The sequence below is a fragment of the Halorubrum kocurii JCM 14978 genome (assembly GCF_000337355.1).
GTDB lineage: Archaea > Halobacteriota > Halobacteria > Halobacteriales > Haloferacaceae > Halorubrum > Halorubrum kocurii.
The window spans coordinates 51,475-70,450 of sequence record NZ_AOJH01000076.1; the positions used below are offsets into that span (position 1 = coordinate 51,475).

At 68.9% G+C, this 18,976-nt stretch carries 17 protein-coding genes and 1 pseudogene; 10 read left to right on the forward strand and 8 right to left on the reverse strand.

The window, feature by feature from the left end:
* Positions 1-246: 246 nt before the first annotated feature.
* The 4 genes from C468_RS12100 to C468_RS12115 all read left to right on the forward strand — a co-directional run bounded on the left by C468_RS12100 (position 247) and on the right by C468_RS12115 (position 3,067).
* On the forward strand, positions 247-717 hold the full coding sequence (locus tag C468_RS12100; protein ID WP_008849184.1) for a 30S ribosomal protein S15: 471 nt from the start codon (positions 247-249) through the stop codon (positions 715-717).
* 123 nt (positions 718-840) lie between these two features.
* Positions 841-2,094: a hypothetical protein gene (locus C468_RS12105; RefSeq protein ID WP_008849185.1), complete on the forward strand. Its 1,254-nt coding sequence runs from the start codon at positions 841-843 to the stop codon at positions 2,092-2,094.
* Positions 2,091-2,423, forward strand: a complete 333-nt coding sequence (locus tag C468_RS12110) for a KEOPS complex subunit Pcc1 (protein WP_008849186.1) — start codon at positions 2,091-2,093, stop codon at positions 2,421-2,423. Before C468_RS12105 ends, C468_RS12110 begins: the two co-directional genes overlap by 4 nt.
* The gene (locus C468_RS12115; RefSeq protein WP_008849187.1) at positions 2,420-3,067 is read left to right on the forward strand and encodes a 30S ribosomal protein S3ae; all 648 of its coding nucleotides are present in this window, start codon (positions 2,420-2,422) and stop codon (positions 3,065-3,067) included. Before C468_RS12110 ends, C468_RS12115 begins: the two co-directional genes overlap by 4 nt.
* A gap of 559 nt (positions 3,068-3,626) precedes the next feature.
* Here the strand turns inward: C468_RS12115 and C468_RS12120 are convergent.
* Positions 3,627-4,166, reverse strand: coding sequence for a GNAT family N-acetyltransferase (locus C468_RS12120; protein ID WP_008849188.1), 540 nt, complete (start codon positions 4,164-4,166; stop codon positions 3,627-3,629).
* Between the two features lie 114 nt (positions 4,167-4,280).
* On the opposite strand from C468_RS12120, the gene C468_RS12125 reads away from it, so the two are divergent.
* Together C468_RS12125 and C468_RS12130 are read left to right on the forward strand one after the other, a co-directional pair.
* Entirely contained in the window at positions 4,281-4,559 is a 279-nt protein-coding gene (locus C468_RS12125) for a DNA-directed RNA polymerase subunit L (RefSeq protein WP_008849189.1), read from the forward strand.
* 132 nt (positions 4,560-4,691) lie between these two features.
* Positions 4,692-5,720 (forward strand): glycosyltransferase family 4 protein, encoded by a 1,029-nt coding sequence (locus C468_RS12130; protein ID WP_008849190.1) that lies wholly within the window; start codon positions 4,692-4,694, stop codon positions 5,718-5,720.
* Positions 5,721-5,818: 98 nt separating this feature from the next.
* Here C468_RS12130 and C468_RS12135 read toward each other — a convergent pair whose 3' ends face one another.
* A complete protein-coding gene (locus C468_RS12135) occupies positions 5,819-6,139 on the reverse strand; it encodes a DUF7510 family protein (protein ID WP_008849191.1) in 321 nt (106 codons plus the stop codon).
* Positions 6,140-6,286: 147 nt separating this feature from the next.
* Here C468_RS12135 and C468_RS12140 point away from each other — a divergent pair, with 147 nt between their 5' ends.
* The 3 genes and pseudogenes from C468_RS12140 (at position 6,287) to C468_RS12150 (ending at position 9,886) form a co-directional block, all read left to right on the forward strand.
* On the forward strand, positions 6,287-7,561 hold the full coding sequence (locus C468_RS12140) for a Single-stranded DNA binding protein (RefSeq protein ID WP_008849192.1): 1,275 nt from the start codon (positions 6,287-6,289) through the stop codon (positions 7,559-7,561).
* Positions 7,558-9,110 (forward strand): annotated as a pseudogene (locus C468_RS12145) (hypothetical protein). The gene C468_RS12140 and the pseudogene C468_RS12145 overlap by 4 nt, the downstream one beginning before the upstream one ends.
* Entirely contained in the window at positions 9,110-9,886 is a 777-nt protein-coding gene (locus C468_RS12150; protein WP_008849193.1) for a metallophosphoesterase, read from the forward strand. The pseudogene C468_RS12145 and the gene C468_RS12150 overlap by 1 nt, the downstream one beginning before the upstream one ends.
* A 22-nt stretch (positions 9,887-9,908) precedes the next feature.
* Here the strand turns inward: C468_RS12150 and C468_RS12155 are convergent, their stop codons facing one another.
* From C468_RS12155 to C468_RS12180, 6 genes are all read right to left on the reverse strand, one after another.
* Positions 9,909-10,382: a hypothetical protein gene (locus tag C468_RS12155; protein WP_008849194.1), complete on the reverse strand. Its 474-nt coding sequence runs from the start codon at positions 10,380-10,382 to the stop codon at positions 9,909-9,911.
* Positions 10,379-11,539 carry a thiolase family protein gene (locus C468_RS12160; protein ID WP_008849195.1) on the reverse strand — a complete coding sequence of 387 codons (1,161 nt, stop codon included), beginning with the start codon at positions 11,537-11,539 and terminating at the stop codon, positions 10,379-10,381. The genes C468_RS12155 and C468_RS12160 overlap by 4 nt, the downstream gene beginning before the upstream one ends.
* Positions 11,540-11,618: 79 nt before the next feature.
* Complete coding sequence (mutL, locus tag C468_RS12165) at positions 11,619-13,931, reverse strand: DNA mismatch repair endonuclease MutL (RefSeq protein WP_008849196.1); 2,313 nt, start codon at positions 13,929-13,931, stop codon at positions 11,619-11,621.
* A 218-nt stretch (positions 13,932-14,149) separates the two neighbouring features.
* Positions 14,150-15,232: a sugar ABC transporter permease gene (locus C468_RS12170; RefSeq protein ID WP_008849197.1), complete on the reverse strand. Its 1,083-nt coding sequence runs from the start codon at positions 15,230-15,232 to the stop codon at positions 14,150-14,152.
* Positions 15,229-16,194, reverse strand: coding sequence for a carbohydrate ABC transporter permease (locus tag C468_RS12175; RefSeq protein WP_008849198.1), 966 nt, complete (start codon positions 16,192-16,194; stop codon positions 15,229-15,231). The genes C468_RS12170 and C468_RS12175 overlap by 4 nt, the downstream gene beginning before the upstream one ends.
* An 8-nt stretch (positions 16,195-16,202) precedes the next feature.
* On the reverse strand, positions 16,203-17,501 hold the full coding sequence (locus C468_RS12180; RefSeq protein WP_049912207.1) for an extracellular solute-binding protein: 1,299 nt from the start codon (positions 17,499-17,501) through the stop codon (positions 16,203-16,205).
* A gap of 239 nt (positions 17,502-17,740) precedes the next feature.
* Between C468_RS12180 and C468_RS12185 the strand changes: the two genes are divergently transcribed.
* Positions 17,741-18,868: an ABC transporter ATP-binding protein gene (locus C468_RS12185; RefSeq protein ID WP_008849200.1), complete on the forward strand. Its 1,128-nt coding sequence runs from the start codon at positions 17,741-17,743 to the stop codon at positions 18,866-18,868.
* Positions 18,869-18,976: the final 108 nt, after the last annotated feature.

Here is an 18,976-nt window from a genome sequence, read left to right on the forward strand (position 1 = left end):
ACACTCTTAAGAACCCCGACACCGACCGTTCACACGGGAACAGCACAGCTGCAGATCCGACGCGCCGGGGTCTTTTCGCCCACGGCTTGGGAATGTAGCAGTGCGCCGACGCCTCCGGCGTCGCGGTCGGGCCGTCCGCTCGCGCGGACCGTCCGGTCGGACCGCTCGCGTTCGCGAGCCGTCCGTCAGCCGCGCCGCGCGGAGCCGCGGTCACGTTGCGGTTGTGCCGTTCCAACCAGATACACAATGGCACGAATGCACACGCGCCGTCGCGGTTCGTCCGGTTCGGACAAGCCGGCGACGGACGAGAACCCGGAGTGGAGCGACGTCGACGCCGAGGACATCGAGTCCCGCGTCGTCGAACTGGCGGAGCAGGGCCACGACCCCAGCGTCATCGGACTCAAGCTCCGTGACGAGGGCGTCAAGGGCGTTCCGGTGCCCGACGTGAAGCTGGCCACCGGCAAGAAGCTCACCGAAATCCTCGACGAGCACGACGCAGACCCGGAGTTCCCCGAGGACCTCCGCAACCTGATGGCCCAAGCTGTCCGCCTGCGCGAGCACATGGCGGAGAACGGACAGGACCACCAGAACAAGCGCGCGCTCCAGAACACGGAGTCGAAGATCCGCCGCCTCGCGAACTACTACCGCGGCGACGAGATCGACGAGGAGTTCACGTACACCCACGAGTACGCGGCCGAGCTGCTCGACGACGAGTAACGGCTCCGACGAGTCACCGACGCGACGCCGAGTCGCGACGAACCGACGTGACGCGTTGATTCACGACGCATCGACCCACGACGCATCGACCCACGACCGCACCACCCGACCGCACCCACCCAAATGACCGAAGCGACATCCCCGACGTCCGCCCCCGACGCCCTCGCCGACGTCCTCGCCGACGCGCCGTTCGTCCGGCTCGTCGCGACCGACGACGGCGACGCGGTAGCAGCCGCAGGGCTGCTCGCGCGGGCGCTTCGAGCGGTCGACACGCCGTTTCAGGTCCGCGTGTCCCGCGATCCGGTCCCCGACGCCGGCGACGACGCCGTCGCGGTGACCGTCGGCGCGGCCCGCGGCCCGCACGCGATTCCCGGCTCGGGGCGCCCGGCGAGCGCGGACGCGTTCGCGACAGCGCGCGCGCTCGGCGCCGACCCCGATCCGGTCGTCGCCCTCGCTGGCGTCGTCGCGGCCGGCTCCGTCCCCGGCACGGACGGCTCGGGCGACGCGCTGAAGGCTGCCGAACGCTCGGACCGCGTCCGCCGACGCCCGGGCGTCGCGCTCCCGGTCGCCGACGCGGCGGACGGGCTCGCGGCCTCGACGCTCGTCCGGACGCCGTACTCCGGCGACCCCGAGGCCGCGGCCGCGGCGCTCGCGGAACTCGGGCTCCCGGCCGACCGCGACGACGACGCGCACCGGCGGCTCGCGTCGCTGGTCGCCGTCGACGTCGCGGACGCGGACGGCGCGAACGCGCGGGCCGCCTCGGCGGTCGAGCGCGCGCTCCGCCCGTACGAAACGACCGGGAACGCGGCGCCGTTCGAGACGGTCGGCGGCTACGCCGACGTCCTCGACGCGCTCGCCCGCGGGGCTCCCGGCACGGGGGTCTCGCTGGCGCTCGCCGCCGACCCGAGCGACGGGCTTCGGACCGCCGCGCTCGACGCGTGGCGGACCCACGGGCGCGCCGCGCACCGCGCCCTCGACGCCGCGACGACCGGCCGGTACGACGGCTGCTTCGTCGCGCGCGTCGACCTCGGAGACGGAGCGGCCGACACCGAGGGCGGAACCGCCGCGCGCGACGCGGCCGCCGTCCTCCCGACGATCGCCCGGCTCGCACGCGACTTCCGGTCGCCGGAGCCGGTCGCGATCGCGCTCGACGAGGCCGCGGGGCGGCTGGCCGTCGCGGGCACTGGCAGTGGCCGCGCAGCGGACGACGCGGGCACCGAGCCGACCGGGCTCGGCGACGCCTGTCGGTCGGCGGCGGGCGAGGCTGGCGGCGACGGCTGGGGGACCGCCGACCGCGGGGGGATCGTGGTCGGTGACGGCGAAGCGACCGACGGCGACATCACGAGCGCGCTCGCCGCGCTCAGGGAGGCGCTATGAGCGAGGAGTCCGCTCGGGGCGGGGAGCCCGCTCGGAGCGAGCAGTCGAGCCGGACGGCGACCGTCCGGACGACCCACGCCGACGCCTCCCTCGTCGCCGCCGCGCTCGCCCCGGACGAGACCGACTCGATGACCACCCGGGTCGACGGCGACGCGATCGAGTGCGTCGTCGAGCGTCCCACCACCGGCGGACTGCAGTCGACCGTGGACGACCACGTCGTGAACCTACGCGTCGCGGACCGAATCGTCGAGCGCGCGGGGACGCACCTCGCGGCCGACGACGGAGGGCGCCGCTCCGACACCAACGGCGACACCGACACCAACACATGAGCGAACGATCCGTATCCAAGAGCAGAGAACAGAAGCGCTGGTACTCCGTGCTGGCACCCGAACAGTTCGACCGGCAGGAGCTCGGCGAGACCCTCGCCGAGGAGCCCGACCAGGTCGTCGGCCGCACGATCACGACGACGCTGGGCGAGCTGACCGGCGACTCCGGCGCGAACAACACGAAGCTCACGTTCAAGATCACCGACGTGGGCAGCGACACGGCCTACACCGAGTTCATCAAGTACGAGCTCACGCGGGACTACCTGCGCTCGCTCGTCCGCCGCGGCGCCTCGAAGGTCGAGGCGTCGATCACGGTGCTGACGACGGACGACTACCGCATCCGCGTCCAGCCCGTCGCGCTGACGACGAAGAAGGCCGACCGCTCGCAGGAGAAGGCGATCCGCCGCGTCATGATCGACAAGGTCCACGCGGCCGCCGAGGAGCGCACCTTCGAGGCGTTCGTCGACGCCATCGTCGACGGGAACCTCTCGTCGGCGATCTACGGCGAGGCGAAGCTGATCTACCCGCTCCGCCGCGTCGAGGTCCAGAAGCTGACCCTCGAGGCGCGCCCGTCCGAGGTCGCCGCCGAAGAGGAGAGCGCCGTCGACGTCGACGCCGACGAGGTCGCGGTCGACACCGACGAGTAACGCCTCGCCGAGCGCACCCGCAGTTTTTCCGTTTATCAATCGCCCAGCGGCGGCGCCGAGGTGAACTCCGGTGATCGGGAACGGATGCGACGATCCCGTTTATAAATGAAGACCGTAAGAAGCCGGTGCGAACGCGGCGGCGCGTGCCTCCGAGGCCGCCTCGCGGCCGAGGAGCGCGCGCGAGGGAGTCGCGAGCGCGGTGGGCGACCGAAGGGAGCCCCGAGCGAGCGACGAGGCTGGGGAGGCGTGAGGCTGCGGGGCGGTGCGGTCGGGTGGGACTCAAAGGGGCAGCCGCGAGGACGCCGCAGGCGACGCAAGCACCGCAACGAGAGAGCGAACGAAGTGAGCGATCGAGTGAGGAGCGCAGCGAGCGTGCGGCGTCCTCGCGGCTGGGGCTTTGGAGGTATTCGCCGGCGATCCGGAGTCAACGATTTATAGGCGAGCGGCTGGGGCTTTGGAGGTGTTCTCCGCAGCCTCGTCGATCGCGTATAGTCGAGCAGCCGGGGAATTTGGCGGGGTTCGCCGTCGATCGACAGTCAACCACTTATACATCGTCCACTCACTCCACGTCTCGCGTCAGCTGCCTCCGATACGGCTCGAACCCCTGTTGCTCGTAGAACGCCATCGCTCGCTCGTTATCGACGTCGACGTCGAGCCGGAGTTCGCCGCAGTCCTGCTCGCGGGCGTCGACCTCTGCGCGCTCTACCAGTCGGTCGGCGAGCCCGCTCCCGCGGTACGGCTCCGCGACGTAGATCTCGCCGATCACGAGCCGGTCCGGACGGTCGAACGGGTCGGGACACTCGTCGACGCTCGTCAGTAACAGCCCCGTCAGTTCGAGGTCGGGATGCGCGACGGACGCGGTTGCGGGGTCGACGTCGACCCCATCGGGCGCCCTCGCAGCCACCCACCCCCGGTTGCCGTCGTCCTCGAGTCGGTTCCGGGTGAACTCGACGTTGCGCTCGACGAACCGCTCGTCGGACCAGTCCGCCAGCGCGTGCGCGTCGACGGCGGCCGCGAGGTCGCGGTGATAGGGGAGCCACAGCTCGGCCGCGTAGCGGCGGAGGGCGTCGTCCTCGGTGGGAAGGCGTCGGATCTCCATACACCCGACTGCGTCCACGCTGTTTAAAAGGGCTACCGTGGCGTGCGGACGGTCCACAACCTCCGATATCCGGGAGACGAAAGCTTGAAACGCCGCTCGCTCGACCTCACGAACATGGAACTGCGGGTCATCGAGAAGACCGACACGGAACTCCGCATCGAGATCGCCGGCGAGGACCACACGTTCATGAACGTGCTGAAGGGCGTCCTGCTGGAGACCGACGACGTCGCGGCCGCGACCTACGACATGAACCCCGAGCAGTCGGGCGGCCAGACGGAGCCGGTGCTGACGGTGAAGTCCGAGTCCAGCGACCCGCTCGACGTGCTCGCCGACGCCGCCGAGTCGATCACCGACCGGACGGGCGCGCTGCGCGACGCCGTGAAAGCGGCCTGAGTCGGGCCCGCTGCGGTTTCCGAACGTCTTTTCTACTCTCTCGTCGCTCACCGAGCCGCTCGGTCGGGCGACCGAGGGGGCATACCTAAGTGCCGACTCCAGAAACGTGGGGGTATGCCGCCGAGCGTACTCATGCTGGGATGGGGGTATCCGCCGAACATCACCGGCGGACTCGACGTCCACGTCGGTGAACTGTTCTCGGGGCTCCGCGACCACTTCGGGGTGGACGCCACCCTCGTGTTGCCCGCGGAGTTCGCACCCGACGACGAGTCGGGTATCGTGCCCGTCGAGACCGGAGAGGGCGACGTCGCGGACCGCGTCGACCGCCTCGGCGATCGGTTCGCCGAGCTCGCTCCGGATCACGACGTGATCCACACGCACGACTGGTTCGGGTACGGTCCCGGCCGGCAGGCCGCCCGCGCCTCGGACGCGACGTGGGTGTCCTCGTTCCACTCGCTGGCGAGCGACCGCAACATCAACCCGCCCAAACGCGAGGTCGAGACCGAGCGCCGGCTCGCGAACGCCGCCGACACAAACATCGCGGTCAGCGAGATCGTCCGCGAGGACATCCGCGAGCTGTACGACGCGGAGTCGCGGGTCGTGTACAACGGCTTCTCGACCCCGACGTTCTCCGGGAAGGACGTCCGCGAGGAGCTCGGCATCGACGGCGAGATGCTCTTCTTCGTCGGCCGACACACCGACCAGAAGGGGATCTCGCACCTGCTGTACGCGATGCGGAAGCTCCGCCGTCCCGGCGTGACTCTCGTGGTCGGCGGGTCGGGACACCAGACGGACCAGCTGAAGCGGTTCGTCGAACTGCTCGGTATCGACGACCGCGTCGAGTTCGTCGGCTACGTTCCGGAAGCGGAGCTCGGCGACTACTACGCCGCCGCCGACGCGTTCGTCTCGCCCTCGTACGCGGAGCCGTTCGGGATCACGATCACCGAGGCGCTGGAGGCCGGGACGCAGGTCGTCGCGACCCGGTCGGGCGTCGCCGAGGTGCTTCCGGACGGCTGTCTCGTCGAGGTCGAGGTCGATTCGGAGTCGATCGTCGACGGGATCACGACCGCGCTTGACCGCGAGCAGCCGCCGGAGTACGAGCGCCGCGAGTGGTCGGACGTCACCGAGGACACGCTGGCTGTGTACGAAGACGTGGCCTAACTCAAGAGAACTCCCCTTCGATCCGCGTTCGATCGCCGGTCTTCGATCACCGATTCTTACTCGTCGGTTCTTACTCGTCGGTTCTTACTCGTCGGTTCTTACTCGTCATCGCCGCGGTACACGTCGAACTCGGTGGCCGTCTCGGGGTGGGTGATCCGGAACCCGTCCGCGGTCTCTGACACGCCGCGGGTGCTTCCGGACTCGCCGCCGTACGGACTCTCCTCGCCGTCGACGCCGCTGCCGCCCTGATACGGCGACGTGTACGGCGACCCGGACACGGGCTCGTCGAAGTCCTCCGGCGGGAGGTAGATCCGCTCGCCGCTCGCGGAGCGAACCACGACAGCGACGTCGCGGGTCCCGATCACGTCGATGACGGTCCGTTCCCCCGTGACGCGCGCGTCGATATCGATTTCGTCCATACCCCACGTTGCGGACGGGGGCGGTTTAGCACTACCGGCGGCGTGCGGTGCCGACGTCGCGGAGAGAGCCGAGGGGGCGACGCCGCGGGTTCGAGCCGCCGGAGGGGTGGTGAACCCTTTTGTGCGGTCGCGTCGAAGCCCGACTCGATGGACGTCAACAGCCATGCCGAGGAGCTCGCCTCCGACCTCGGTGTCGACAAAGAGGAGGTCAAAGCCGACCTGCAGAACCTACTGGAGTACAGCGTCCCGATCGACGAGGCCAAACAGAGCGTCCGCCGGAAGCACGGTGGGGGAGGCGGCGGCTCGACGCCGACGCCCGACGCCGTCGACGTGGGCGAGATCACCACCGACCACGACGGCGTGACGGTTACCGTCCGCGTGCTCACGCAGGGGACGCGGACGATCCGGTACCAGGGCGACGACCTCACCATCCGCGAGGGGGAGGTCGCCGACGAGACCGGCGTCATCTCCTACACCGCGTGGCAGGACTTCGGCTTCGAGCCGGGCGACTCGCTGACGATCGGCAACGCCGGCGTCCGGGAGTGGGAGGGCGAGCCGGAGCTCAACCTCAACGACTCCACCACCGTCGCCATCGCCGACGAGCCGGTCGAGGTCGACCGCGAGGTCGGCGGCGACCGGAGCCTCGTCGACATCGACGCGGGCGACCGCGGTCGCAACGTCGAGGTCCGCGTGCTCGAGGTCGACGAGAAGACGATCTCCGGGCGCGACGGCGAGACCGAGATCCTGGAGGGCGTCGTCGGCGACGCCACCGCGAAGCTTCCCTTCACCGACTGGCAGCCCCGGTCCGAGCTGAAGCCGGGCGCCGACCTCCGGATCGAGGACGTGTACGTCCGGGAGTTCCGCGGCGTGCCCTCGATCAACCTCACGGAGTTCTCGACGGTGACGCCCCTCCCCGACTCCGTCGAGGTCGCGGAGGACGCCCCCCGACTGTCGATCGCCGAGGCGGTCGGGTCCGGCGGGATGTTCGACGTGGAGGTCGTCGGGAACGTCCTCGAGATCCGGGACGGTTCCGGGCTCATCGAGCGCTGTCCGGAGTGCGGCCGCGTCGTCCAGAACGGTCAGTGTCGGAGTCACGGCGACGTGGACGGCGAGGACGACCTCCGCGTGAAGGCGATCGTCGACGACGGCACCGACACCGTCACCGTCGTCCTCGACGACGAACTCACCGCGGAGGTGTACGGCGGCGGGCTCGGGGACGCCCTCGACGCCGCGAAGGACGCGATGGACAAGGAGGTCGTCGCGGAGGCGATCGCCGACTCGCTGGTCGGGCGCGCCTACCGCGTCCGCGGGAACCTCTCTGTCGACGACTACGGCGCCAACCTCGACGCGAACGAGTTCGAGCTCGCGGACGACGACCCGGCCGACCACGCCCGCGCCGCGCTCGCGGAGGTGGGCGAATGAGCGACGACGGGCCCGGCGCCCGCGAGGTCGCTCACCGGGTGTTCGCCGCCGAGTTCGACGACGCCTCGCTCTCGTACTCCGAGAGCGACGAGGAGCGCGCCCCGAACTACGTCGTCACGCCGACCGGCGCGCGCGTGAACCGGCTGTTCGTCGCGGGCGTGCTCACCGAGGTCGAGCGCGTCAACGACGAGACGCGCCGCGGGCGGGTCGTGGACCCCTCCGGCGCGTTCGTCACCTACGCCGGGCAGTACCAGCCCGAGGCGCAGACGTTCCTCGAACGCGCCGAACCCCCGGCGTTCGTCGCGCTCACGGGCAAGGCGCGGACCTTCGAGCCGGAGGACTCCGACCGGGTGTTCACCTCGGTGCGCCCCGAGAGCCTCAACGCGGTCGACGCCGACACCCGCGACCGCTGGGTCGTCTCCGCCGCGGAGGCCACGCTCGACCGGCTCGCCGTCTTCGAAACGGCCCTCGACGCCGACCTCCGCGGCGAGGAGCTCCGCGCGGCCCTCGAATCGGGCGGCGCGCCGGCGTCGCTGGCGGCGGGAATCCCGAAGGCGATCGCCCACTACGACACCTCGACCGCCTACGTCGAGGCGCTCCGTCGGCTCGCCGTCGACGCGCTGGAGCTCATCGCCGGCGACCGCGACGAGGTGCGTGCGCCGGAGATCGCCCCCGACGCTGGCGGTGACGCCGCGATCGGCGCGCTCCCGGAGACGGACGTGACGATAGAGGTCCCGGCTGAGCCGGCCGCTGACGAAGGGCCGGCGGAATCGGAATCGACGGTCTCCGAGTCGGACGAGCCCCGCTCCGAGCCGGCATCTGGTTCCGAGCCGGAGCCCGCGTCCGACTCGGAGTCCGTGGCCACAGACGAAGGGGCGGCCGAGGCGACCGAACCGACTGCGACNCCGCCGATTCCGGTCCCTCGGAGACCGACTCGATCGGTTCCGAGTCAGCCGGCGAGAGCGACGGACTCGGCGACTTCGACGCCGACCTCGACGACGTCGGGGCCGACGACGCCGCGGCGGACGACACCGGAGGGGACGCCACCGACATCGACCCCGACGAGCCGGCGAGCGAGCCCGCCTCCGACGAGATGTACGAACTCGACGAGGAGGAGCGCGAGGAGATCGAGTCGGAGTTCGGAACCGACTTTTCGACCGGGAGCGAAGTCGAAGAGCCCGGCGAGGCCGACATCGACGTGCCGGACCCCGAAGAGATGGACGAGCCCCCAGCCGAGGAGGGAGCCGCGGTGTCGGCGGAGGCCGAGAAATCGGACGCCGAGGAGCCGGACGCCGCCGACCCGACCCCGGCGAGTGAGGAGCCGGCGGGCGACGAGGCCGAGCCGACCGGCGAGCTCGACCTCGAAGCCGCCGTTATCGACGCGATGGACGCACTCGACGACGGCGACGGCGCCGACCGCGAGGCGGTCGTCGAGGCGGTCGTCGACGACCACGGGGTCGCGGCCGACGCGGTCGAGGACGCCATCCAGGACGCGCTGATGAGCGGGAAGTGTTACGAGCCGGGCGACGGCGTGCTCAAGCCGATCTGATGGCGCCGGGCGCGTCGCCCGTCGTCGAGCCGGTGGTCGGCGAACCGGCGGCCGCGGCCGACCTCGGCGGGGAGCGCGCGCTGCTCGTCGCCGACGTCCACGCCGGCATCGAAGTCGGGCTCCGCTACGAGCGCGGCGTCGAACTGGACGCCCGGGCCGACGAGCGCCGCGAGCGGCTCTGCGCCCTCATCGCCGAGACCGACGCCGACCGGCTCGTGGTCCTCGGCGACCTCGCCCACCGGATCGCGGCGCCTGACGGCGACGAGCGCGACGAACTCGTCGAGCTGATCCGCGCGGTCACGGACCGCGTCCCGATGACGCTCGTCGAGGGGAACCACGACGGCGGAGTCGCCGAGGCGTTCGCCGACGACCTCGACGTGATCGGCGCTGGCGGGGGCGTGCTCGGAGGTACCGTCGGCGTCCTCCACGGTCACACGTGGCCCGATCCGGGGCTCCTGGACGCCGACGTGGTCTGTATGGGCCACGAGCATCCCCAAGTGCGACTGGAGGACTCGGTCGGCGGATCGCGGGCAGAGCGCGCGTGGCTCCGGGGGGAACTCGATCCCGGGGCGTTCGTGGAAGACGGTGGAAACGAGGGAGACGGCTCCGACCCGCCAGAACTCGTCGTCTTCCCCGCGTTCAACGAGCGCTCCGGCGGCACGTGGGTCAACGTCGACGGTCAGTCGTTCCTCGCGCCGTTCCTCCCGGACGCGCTGCCGGCCGGCGACGCGTACCTGCTCGACGGGACGCGGCTCGGGGACTTCCGGCGGGTGTGAACTGAGAAAAACGCGAGCGCGGCTACTCCTCGACCGGCCGGAACCGGAAGCCGTCCCACTCCTGGCTCTCGGGCTCACGGATGCCGGCGCCCGGCTCGCGAAGCTCGTCGGCGTAGACCGGCTCGACGCGGTCGCCGATGTCGACGTCGAAGGTCTCCCCGGAACCGTTCTCGCCTTCACCCGCGCGCTCGGCTATCTGTCCGAGCGCGCGAACCGGCGGTCCGTCGTACTCCTCGCCCATCTCGAACTCGACGATTGCGAGGGTGTTCGGTTCCCGAACGCCCGGCGGCGTCGCGGTCGAGGTCGTCCACGTGAGGACCCGCCCCCCGTGCTCCCGGAGGTCGACCGTCCCGACGCGCTCGGCGCCGTTCGGGCTCACGGTGTGAGGCGGGTACGTGACGGTCCCGTCCGCGTACTCCGCGGCCTCGAAGGTCGGTTCCTCGCTGGACTCTTCCCCGTCGGTTCCGGTCGCGTCGTCGGCTTCGTGCTCGCTCATTGGCTGCCCTCCAGAATCGTCGTGGTCACGCAGTTCCCGAACCCGCCGACGTTGCAGGCGAGCCCCGTTTCGGCCTCGACCTGCCGCGGGCCGGCGTTCCCGGTGACCTGCTCGAATATCTCGTACACCTGTGCGACGCCGCTGGCCCCGAGCGGGTGGCCCTTCGACTTGAGCCCGCCGGAGGTGTTGATCGGGAGCTCGCCGTCGCGGTCGGTGACGCCCTCCTCGACCGCCTTCCACCCCTCGCCCTTCTCGAAGAAGCCGAGGTCCTCGCTCTGGAGGAACTCGAGGATGGTGAACATGTCGTGGAGCTCCGCCACGTCGACGTCGTCCGGGCCGATCCCGGCCATCTCGTAGGCGATATCGGAGGAGTCGACGACGCCGCCCATCGTCGTCGGGTCAGCGCGCTCGTGGACGACGTGGGTGTCGGTCGCGCCGCCGATCCCCGAAATGACCGCGTACTCGTCTTCGGGGACGTACTCCGCCGCGACCGACTCCGGACAGAAGACGAGCGCCGCGGAGCCGTCCGTGATCGGACAGAAGTCGTACAGACGGAGGGGGTCGGCGACGATCGGCGAGCCGAGGACCGTGTCGAGGTCGACCTCCTTCCGGAACTGCGCGTGGGAGTTGTCGACGCCGTTCTTGTGGTTCTTCACCGCCACCTTCCCGAGGCTCTCGCGCGGCGCGTCGTAGGTGTCGAGGTAGAGCCGCGCCGTGAGCCCCGCGAAGGAGGGGAGCGTGACGCCCTGCTTGTACTCGACCGGATGGGTGAGAGACGCGATCACGTCGGTCGCCTCCGCGGTCGTCCGGTGGGTCATCTTCTCGCCGCCGACCAACATGGTGAGGTCGCTCGCGCCGGAGGCGACCGACTGCCACGCCGCGTAGACGCCCGCGCCGCCGGACGAGGAGGTCTGGTCGATCCGGGCGGTGTACGCCGGCTGTGCCGCTAGGTCGTGGGCGAGCGCGTTCGGGACCCCGGTCTGGCCCTCGAACTCGCCGCTGGCCATGTTCGAGACGTACAGGTGATCGAGGTCGTCGCCGTCGATCCCGGCGTCGTCGAGCGCGGCCGCGCCCGCCTCCGCCAGCAGCTCGCGCACCCACGCGTCGCGCTGCCCGAACCGGGTCATCGACGCGCCGATGATCGCTACGCGTTCCATACGCGTCGGTCCACGGCGCCCGCCTAAAGCGTACCTCTCTGCGGTCGCCGGAAAGGGTCCCGCTGCCGAGCGCCGCCGCTCACTCCGCGCGCCGCCCGGCGTGGCCCGGGTAGTCGCGCTCGAACCGCGACCCGATCTCGTCGCGGTCGAGCCGGATCACGACCGGTCGGCCGTGCGGGCAGGCGTACGGATTCTCGCAGGCGTCGAGCCGGTCGAGCAGATTCACAACCGACCCCTCCGTCAGCGAGGTGTTCCCGGTCACGGAGGGGTAACACGCCAGGTCCGCGAGCAGCTCGTCGACCACGTCCGTCACCGGCTCGTCGCCCGCGGTCGCGTCGTCGACGAGCGCGGAGAGCACGTCCCTGACGAGCTCCGGGTCGAACGCGGCGTCGAACACCGCCGGGACCGACGAGACGACCACTTCGCGCTCGCCCGCGCGCTCGGCGCGGAACCCGACCGCGGCGAGGTCCTCGACGAACTCCTCGAACAGCGCCGCCTCCCGCGCGGTGAGCGCGATCCGGACGGGCTCGGCGAGCGCCTGCGCGTCGGCGCCGTCGGCGAAGGCGGCCCGCAGGCGCTCGTAGTTCACTCGTTCGTCGGCGGCGTGCTGGTCGATCAACACGAGCCCGTCGGGCGCCTCGGCGACGACGTACGTCTCGTGGAGCTGGCCGAGCACCCGCAGCGCCGGGAGCGAGTCGTAGGTGCGCTCCGCGCTCGTCGACTCGCCGTCGAGGGTCCGCTGGGCGGTCGCGGTCGGGCGCGAGCCGGTCGACGCCGCTCGCCGTTCGCCCGACGCGTCGGCGACGGAGCTCGGCGTAGCGTCCGAGTCGGCCGATTCGGCGTCGCCGGGTGTCGGCCCGCCGAACCGGTCGAGCCCGCTCGCGTCGTCGACACCGCTCTCGCCGTCGACCTCGGCGGTGGCGACCGCGCCGGCGTCGCCGTCCTCCGTGTCACCCTCGGATTCGCTCGGGTCCGACTGCCAGCGCCGCGGCGAGGGACGGTCGGACGCGAAACCGGATGACTCGGCCGGATCGGCGGACTCGGTCGAGTCGGTCGTCGCCGACCCCACGTCGCCGACCGCCCACGCCTCCTCGTCCGAGGGGTCCAGTTCGGACGCGGCCGCGGCGGTCGGATCGCCGCCGGGCTCCGGGGCGGAGTCGTCCCCGCCGTCGCTCCCCGAGTCGCTTTCGTCCCCGTCGCCTCTCTCCCGATCATCGTCCGCTCGGTCGCCGAGCGCCGCGCGCTCGTGGTCGGTCCCGGCGCCGCCGACAGCCTCGGCGTCCGGACCTTCCGGGCTGATCTCGGTCTGATCGGGCGCGGACCGGCCTCTGGGAGCCGTCGATCGGATCAGTCCGTGATCCAGGAGGGCCTCCTCCACGGCGCCTTCGACGGCCTCGCGAACGGCGGGCTCCTCGTCGAACCGGACCTCCAGCTTCCGCGGGTGGACGTTGACGTCGACGTCGCCGGGCGGGACCTCGACGAAGAGCACCGCGAAGGGGTACCGATCGGGCGCGAGCTGGCCGCCGTACGCGTCGAGGACGGCCTCGCGGAGCGCGCTCGCGGTGACGTACCGGCCGTTGACGTAGGTCGCGAGGTACTCGCGGGTCGACCGGGTCGTCTCCGGGTGCGAGACGAGGCCGCTGACGCCGCGAACGGGCGGGTCGGCGGCGTCAGGGCCGGTCGGGTCGCCGTCACCGTCCGGCGCCCACGCCACGTCGACCATCGCCTCCGCGACCTCGCGGCCGTAGACGGCCAGCACGGCCGACCGGAGGTCGCCGTTCCCCTCGGTCGCGAACGTCTCGCGGCCGTCGTGTTCCAGCGAGACGGCGACGTCGGGGTTCGCGAGCGCGTAGCCCGTGACGACCGTGTTGACGCGGTCGAACTCGGTCGCGGTCCGCTTGAGGAACTTCTTCCGGGCGGGGGTGTTATAAAATAGGTCGTCGACCTCGACGGTCGTCCCCTCGGGACAGCCGGCGGGGCGCACGTCGCCTACGTCGCCGCCGTCGACGGTGATCTCCGCGCCCGCGGCGGCGCCGGGCGGGCGCGACCGGACGGTGAGTCGCGAGACCGCGCCGACCGTGTACAGCGCCTCGCCGCGGAAGCCGAGGGTGCCGACACCGCGGTCGAGGTCCTCGATGTCGCCGATCTTGGAGGTGGCGTGTTCCGCGACCGCGGCCTCCAGTTGGTCCTCGGGGATGCCCACGCCGTCGTCGCGGACGCGGACTCCCTCGGTGCCGCCGGCCTCGACCGACACGGCCACGCGGCTCGCGCCCGCGTCGAGGCTGTTCTCGATCAGCTCCTTGACGACGCTGGCCGGGCGCTCGACGACCTCGCCGGCCGCGATGCGCTGGACGGTGCGCTCGTCCAACCGCTCGATGTTCGGCGGCTCCATTGCTACTCTCCGGTGGGACGAGCGCACACTTGAACCCCCTGTCGGCGGCGGCGATGACGGGTTTCGCCCCGACTCCCGCCAGCCGGCGCACTCTCGACGGCCGGTGCACTCGCCGGGCGAGACGGGCGCAATGGGCGAAACGGGCGCAACGGGCGCAACGGGCGAGGCGTCGGCGGGGGACCGCTTAAAAAAGAGCCGAGGCCGAGCGACCGCGGCCGTCAGCCTTCCATGCCGCTGAACGACAGCCCGCCCTCGATGTAGCGCTGGGCGAACAGGTAGACGAGCATGATCGGCGCGGCGAACGTCAGCGCGAACGCCGAGAAGCGCGCCCACGGGATGGAGTACTCGCTGACCAGCGAGAACAGTCCCACCGGCAGCGTGTAGTTCTCCGTGCCGAGCAGCGTCTGGGCGACGACGAACTCCGTCCACCCCGTCAGGAAGACGAAGATGAACACCGTCGCCAGCCCCGCGGCCGACAGCGGAATGATGACCTCGGTGACGACGCGCCACGGCGGCGCGCCGTCGACGACTGCGGCCTCCTCGTAGGAGACGGGGATGCCGTCCATGTACGTCTTCAGCAACCACGTGTTGAACGGCACCGCCGTTGCCGCGTAGTAGACCGAGAGTGCGAGTTTGCTGTTGTTGAGTCCCACCTGAACGTACACCGCGTACAGGCCGATGAGCAACGCGATACCCAGTCCGCCCCCGACCTGTGTCAAGAGGACGTAGGTGAACAGAATCTTCCGGCGGAAGATGAACTCCCGACGCGACAGCGCGTACGACGCCGGCACGATGAGACACATGGCGATGATGACCGTCGGTATCGAGACGGTGAGGCTGTTCCAGAAGAAGTGTTTGAAATCGGAGGTTCGCTCGACCCCGTAGTCGGAGGCGTCGAGGAACGCGATTTCCGGGGTGTTCACTGCGATCGCGATGTCGGTTAGCGGAATGTTGATGCTGACCGCGTATGCGGGTACGATGAGATCCCCGACAACCCAAATAAACGGCTGTAACGAGGGGTTCTCCGGAAGCAGGGTCAGTCCGCCGGACGAGTAGATCGAGCCCCCCGACCCCGAGAGCGCGGCCATCAGTATCCAGTAGATGGGGAACATCAGCCCCGCGACGAGGACGAGCGCACCGGCCGTCGCACCGAGGGTTTTCAACGGTTTCGAGGGCGGGATCTCGCCTCGGCGGACGCCTTCGACGGTGTACTTCGCCTCGCGGGCCGTCTCGACCGGAGTCAACAGGATATTTTCCGCGTCCTCGCGCAGTTTACGGACGATGCCGCTTAATAGGCTCATGATTCACTCACCCCGTCAGCGAGCTTCCCGCGTTTCACGTTCAGCCACATGAACGCGGCGATGAACGCGACGGCGACGATAGAGATGGCTGCGCCCTCGCCGTACTCGGCGAACGAGAACGCCTCTCGGTAGCCGTAGACGACGACCAGCTCGTTCTGTCGCGCCGGGCCGCCCTCGTTGAACACGAAGGGGATGAGGAATTGCTGGAACGAGGCCGCGGCGGTCAGAATCGACGCGAACAGCACCGGACGCTTGATCGACGGTAGCGTCACGTGGAAGAACCTGGAGAAGTAGCCCGCGCCGTCCACCATCGCCGCCTCGTGCAGTTCCTTGGGAACGTCTTGGAGTGCACTGACGGTGATGATGACCATGAACGGATACGCGAGCCACGCCTCGGTGATGTTGTACGCGACAAACGCCATCCAGCGCTCGCTCAGCCACGAGACGGTCCCCATTCCCAACGAGCGTAGCACCTGATTCGCCAGACCGAACTCCGCGGAGCTGAAGATGCCGCGCCAGACAGTGATGGTGAAGATCGCTGGGAGCCCCATTGGGAGGATGATCAGCGAGCGCATGACCCGTTTCCCTCGCACGCGTTCGCTCGTGACAATGAGCGCGATGCTGATGCTCACAACGAGCTTCAGCGTGACGCTCGTCCCGACGAACAGCCACGTGATTCCGAAGGAGTTCCAGAACGTCGGATCCGTGAGCACGGCCACGTAATTTTCCAGCCCGACGAACATCGCATCGCCGAACGTCAACACCGCCAACGCACCCTCGCCCGCGAAGAGGTTCGCCGGCTCGGCGTTCGTAAAGGAAATGCCGACGAGGTACAGCACCGGAAACAGCATGAACGCCGAGAACACGAACAGTCCGGGAAGGACGAACAACAGCGACGCGTCTCGCTTGTCGAGGAACGGGATTTGCTCGACGCGGTCGACGACGCGTGATGCGGTACTCATCAGTCCGATTACTCCCAGTTACTGCGGATCTCGTCGGCGGCCTGTTCCAGTGCGGGCTGGGGATCGTCGTCGCCGTTGAACATCTTCGTGAGCGCGTTCTTTACGGGATCCCACACTTGATTCATCCGCGGATCCGAGGGCATCGGGACGCCCTGTTCGACCGACTGCGCGAAGCCCTGCACGCTGTCGGGGAGTTCGCCACCGTCGACGAGGCTCTGTAAAACCGGAATGCTGCCCTGCTCTTCGGCGTTTTCTAAGAGGAGGTCCTCGTTCGTGGTGTACCACTCGATGAACTCCTGTGCGGCGACGATGTCGTCACCACCGTCCTCCATCCCCGTCGTGAAGTACCACATCGTGATACCCGTGTACGGCGTGGGGCTCGCCCCCTCTGCTGTCGGTAGTTCCGTGACCTCGTAGTTGATCCCCTTCTCGTTCAGCGTCGAGAGGTACCACGGACCGTTGATGGCGAAGGCGGCGTTCCCCTCGGCGAACACCGACGCCTGCGGCTCGTACTGGGGATCGTTCGGCATGTATGGGGCGAAGTTGTCGACGGCGAACTGTGCGCCCTCGATGACTTCCTCGCTGTCGACGCCGAGCGCCTCGTCGGCCTCCGGATCGAAGAGGTGTCCGTCGAACGCCTGCAGCCACCCGCTGAGGAAGTACGGATCGTTGAACGGGTAACCCAGGCCGTACTGGTTGTTCTCCGGGTCGTGGAACTCCTCCATCGTCGACCGCATCTCCTCTACGGTCTCCGGTGCCTCGTCGACAATATCGGTGTTATAAATGAGCGTTACCGTCTCGGAGTCGTGCGGGAGTCCGTACACGCCGCCGTCGAACTGTGCCGCCTCGGCGGCCGCCGGCGTGAACTGGTCCAAGTCGACACCCAAATCGTCGCTCCGGTCGACGAGGAACCCGCGTTCGGTGTAGTCACCGACCCAGTCGTGAGCCCACTCGAAGGTGTGTGGCCCCTGTCCTGCGGGAATCGCACTCGTCGTCTTCTGTTCCATGTCGGAGATGTCCGAGTTGTCGATGCTGTGGTCTGTCTGCTCCTCGAACTGCTGGATCGCCGCCTCGCGCTCGTCCTTCTCCGACTCCGAAAGCGAGTACCACACGGTCGCCGTGCCCGAGGGACCCGAATCGTCCGATCCCTCCTCGGTGTCGGTCCCGTCAGTACCGGACGAATCCGATCCGTCCTCTCCGGAAGACTCCGACCCGTCCTGTTCTTCCACGCCGACACACCCTGCCAGCGCCCCGATTCCACCTGCAACGCCCAGATTCTTGAGGATTGTTCTGCGGTCCATTGTCATGGGTCAATATGGGATGAATTAGTAGTACAAACCTTAACTCTTTGGGTATATCGTGATCTATAATTTTGTTAGATATTTGTACTATCAGGGTTCACATCCCGAGATATATTCAAATTACAATTTACAATATATTGTACAAAACATACGATTGCCTGAAAAAAATTTGCTACGAAATTATGCGTTACAAATTCAGATTTAAGAGTAAGAATTATACCCCCGGCTCTCCACCCGTGCAGATAATGGGAACTGTAACGCTCGATGATCTCAGAAAGGAGTTTGATAACGGCCAGATCGTCGCCGTCGACGACCTCTCTCTCGATGTCACTGACGGCGAGTTCATCACCGTCGTCGGGCCTTCGGGATGCGGGAAGTCGACGACGCTGCGCATGCTCGCGGGGCTCGAACAGCCGACCGAGGGGCGTATCGCCATCGACGGCGAGGACGTAACGGAGATCCACGCCCGGAGTCGGGACGTGGCGATGGTGTTCCAGAACTACGCCCTCTACCCGCACAAGACCGTTCAACAAAACATGGCGTTCGGCCTCCGGATGAGCACCGACCTCTCGAAGGAGGAGCGCGACGAGCTCGTCTACGAGACGGCCGAGATGATGGGCATCGAGGAACTGCTCGACGACCGCCCGAACGAGCTCTCCGGCGGACAGAAACAGCGCGTGGCGCTGGGCCGCGCTATCGTCCGCGAGCCCGACGTGTTCCTCTTCGACGAACCGCTCTCCAACCTGGACGCGAAGCTGCGGACCTCGATGCGTACCGAGATCCAGCGCCTCCAGAACGACCTCGCCACCACTTCCATCTACGTCACGCACGACCAGGAAGAGGCGATGACGATGGGCGATCGGATCGTCATTCTCAACGACGGAGAGCTCCAGCAGGTCGGGAAACCGAAGGAGGTGTACCAGAACCCCGTCAACAAGTTCGTCGGCGGGTTCGTGGGGTCGCCGTCGATGAACTTCATCGACGTTACCGCCGACAGCTCCGGCGGCGTACTCCACCTGCGAGACGACTCCGGTCGCTTCGACTACGCCGTCGACGCCGACGACTATCCGAAGGTCTCCGACGGCGACAAGCTCTCGTTCGGCATTCGGCCCGAGAACGTGCGCGTCGTCGACGCCTCCGACGGCATCCGGGCGACCGTCGAAGTCGTCGAGCCCATCGGCAGCGACAACTACCTCTACCTGGACTTCGCGTCCGACTTCATCGCGCGCGTCAACTCCAACATCGAGCCCGACCCCGATGACACCGTCGCCGTCTCGTTCGACGAGGAGGACATCCACCTCTTCGACGGCGACACGGGCGAGTCGATCGCGTTCGAAGGCGAAGCGAAGCCCGCGATGGCGCCGTCGCAGTAGGCGTCGATCCGCCTGCAGTAGGCGCCGGCCCGCGGGCAGTAGGCGTCGATCCGCCTGCAGTAGGCGCCGGCCCGCGGGCAGTAGGCGTCGATCCGCCTGCAGTAGGCG

Excerpts from the sequence above, each read along its gene's own strand:
- C468_RS12130 (WP_008849190.1), top strand. The coding sequence starts at position 4,692 with ATGCTGGGATGGGGGTATCCGCCGAACATCACCGGCGGACTCGACGTC.
- C468_RS12125 (WP_008849189.1), top strand. The coding sequence starts at position 4,281 with ATGGAACTGCGGGTCATCGAGAAGACCGACACGGAACTCCGCATCGAG.
- C468_RS12110 (WP_008849186.1), top strand. The coding sequence starts at position 2,091 with ATGAGCGAGGAGTCCGCTCGGGGCGGGGAGCCCGCTCGGAGCGAGCAG.
- C468_RS12160 (WP_008849195.1), bottom strand. The coding sequence starts at position 11,539 with ATGGAACGCGTAGCGATCATCGGCGCGTCGATGACCCGGTTCGGGCAG.
- C468_RS12105 (WP_008849185.1), top strand. The coding sequence starts at position 841 with ATGACCGAAGCGACATCCCCGACGTCCGCCCCCGACGCCCTCGCCGAC.
- C468_RS12100 (WP_008849184.1), top strand. The coding sequence starts at position 247 with ATGGCACGAATGCACACGCGCCGTCGCGGTTCGTCCGGTTCGGACAAG.
- C468_RS12140 (WP_008849192.1), top strand. The coding sequence starts at position 6,287 with ATGGACGTCAACAGCCATGCCGAGGAGCTCGCCTCCGACCTCGGTGTC.
- C468_RS12135 (WP_008849191.1), bottom strand. The coding sequence starts at position 6,139 with ATGGACGAAATCGATATCGACGCGCGCGTCACGGGGGAACGGACCGTC.
- C468_RS12170 (WP_008849197.1), bottom strand. The coding sequence starts at position 15,232 with ATGAGCCTATTAAGCGGCATCGTCCGTAAACTGCGCGAGGACGCGGAA.
- C468_RS12185 (WP_008849200.1), top strand. The coding sequence starts at position 17,741 with ATGGGAACTGTAACGCTCGATGATCTCAGAAAGGAGTTTGATAACGGC.
- mutL (WP_008849196.1), bottom strand. The coding sequence starts at position 13,931 with ATGGAGCCGCCGAACATCGAGCGGTTGGACGAGCGCACCGTCCAGCGC.
- C468_RS12180 (WP_049912207.1), bottom strand. The coding sequence starts at position 17,501 with ATGACAATGGACCGCAGAACAATCCTCAAGAATCTGGGCGTTGCAGGT.
- C468_RS12150 (WP_008849193.1), top strand. The coding sequence starts at position 9,110 with ATGGCGCCGGGCGCGTCGCCCGTCGTCGAGCCGGTGGTCGGCGAACCG.
- C468_RS12115 (WP_008849187.1), top strand. The coding sequence starts at position 2,420 with ATGAGCGAACGATCCGTATCCAAGAGCAGAGAACAGAAGCGCTGGTAC.
- C468_RS12155 (WP_008849194.1), bottom strand. The coding sequence starts at position 10,382 with ATGAGCGAGCACGAAGCCGACGACGCGACCGGAACCGACGGGGAAGAG.
- C468_RS12120 (WP_008849188.1), bottom strand. The coding sequence starts at position 4,166 with ATGGAGATCCGACGCCTTCCCACCGAGGACGACGCCCTCCGCCGCTAC.
- C468_RS12175 (WP_008849198.1), bottom strand. The coding sequence starts at position 16,194 with ATGAGTACCGCATCACGCGTCGTCGACCGCGTCGAGCAAATCCCGTTC.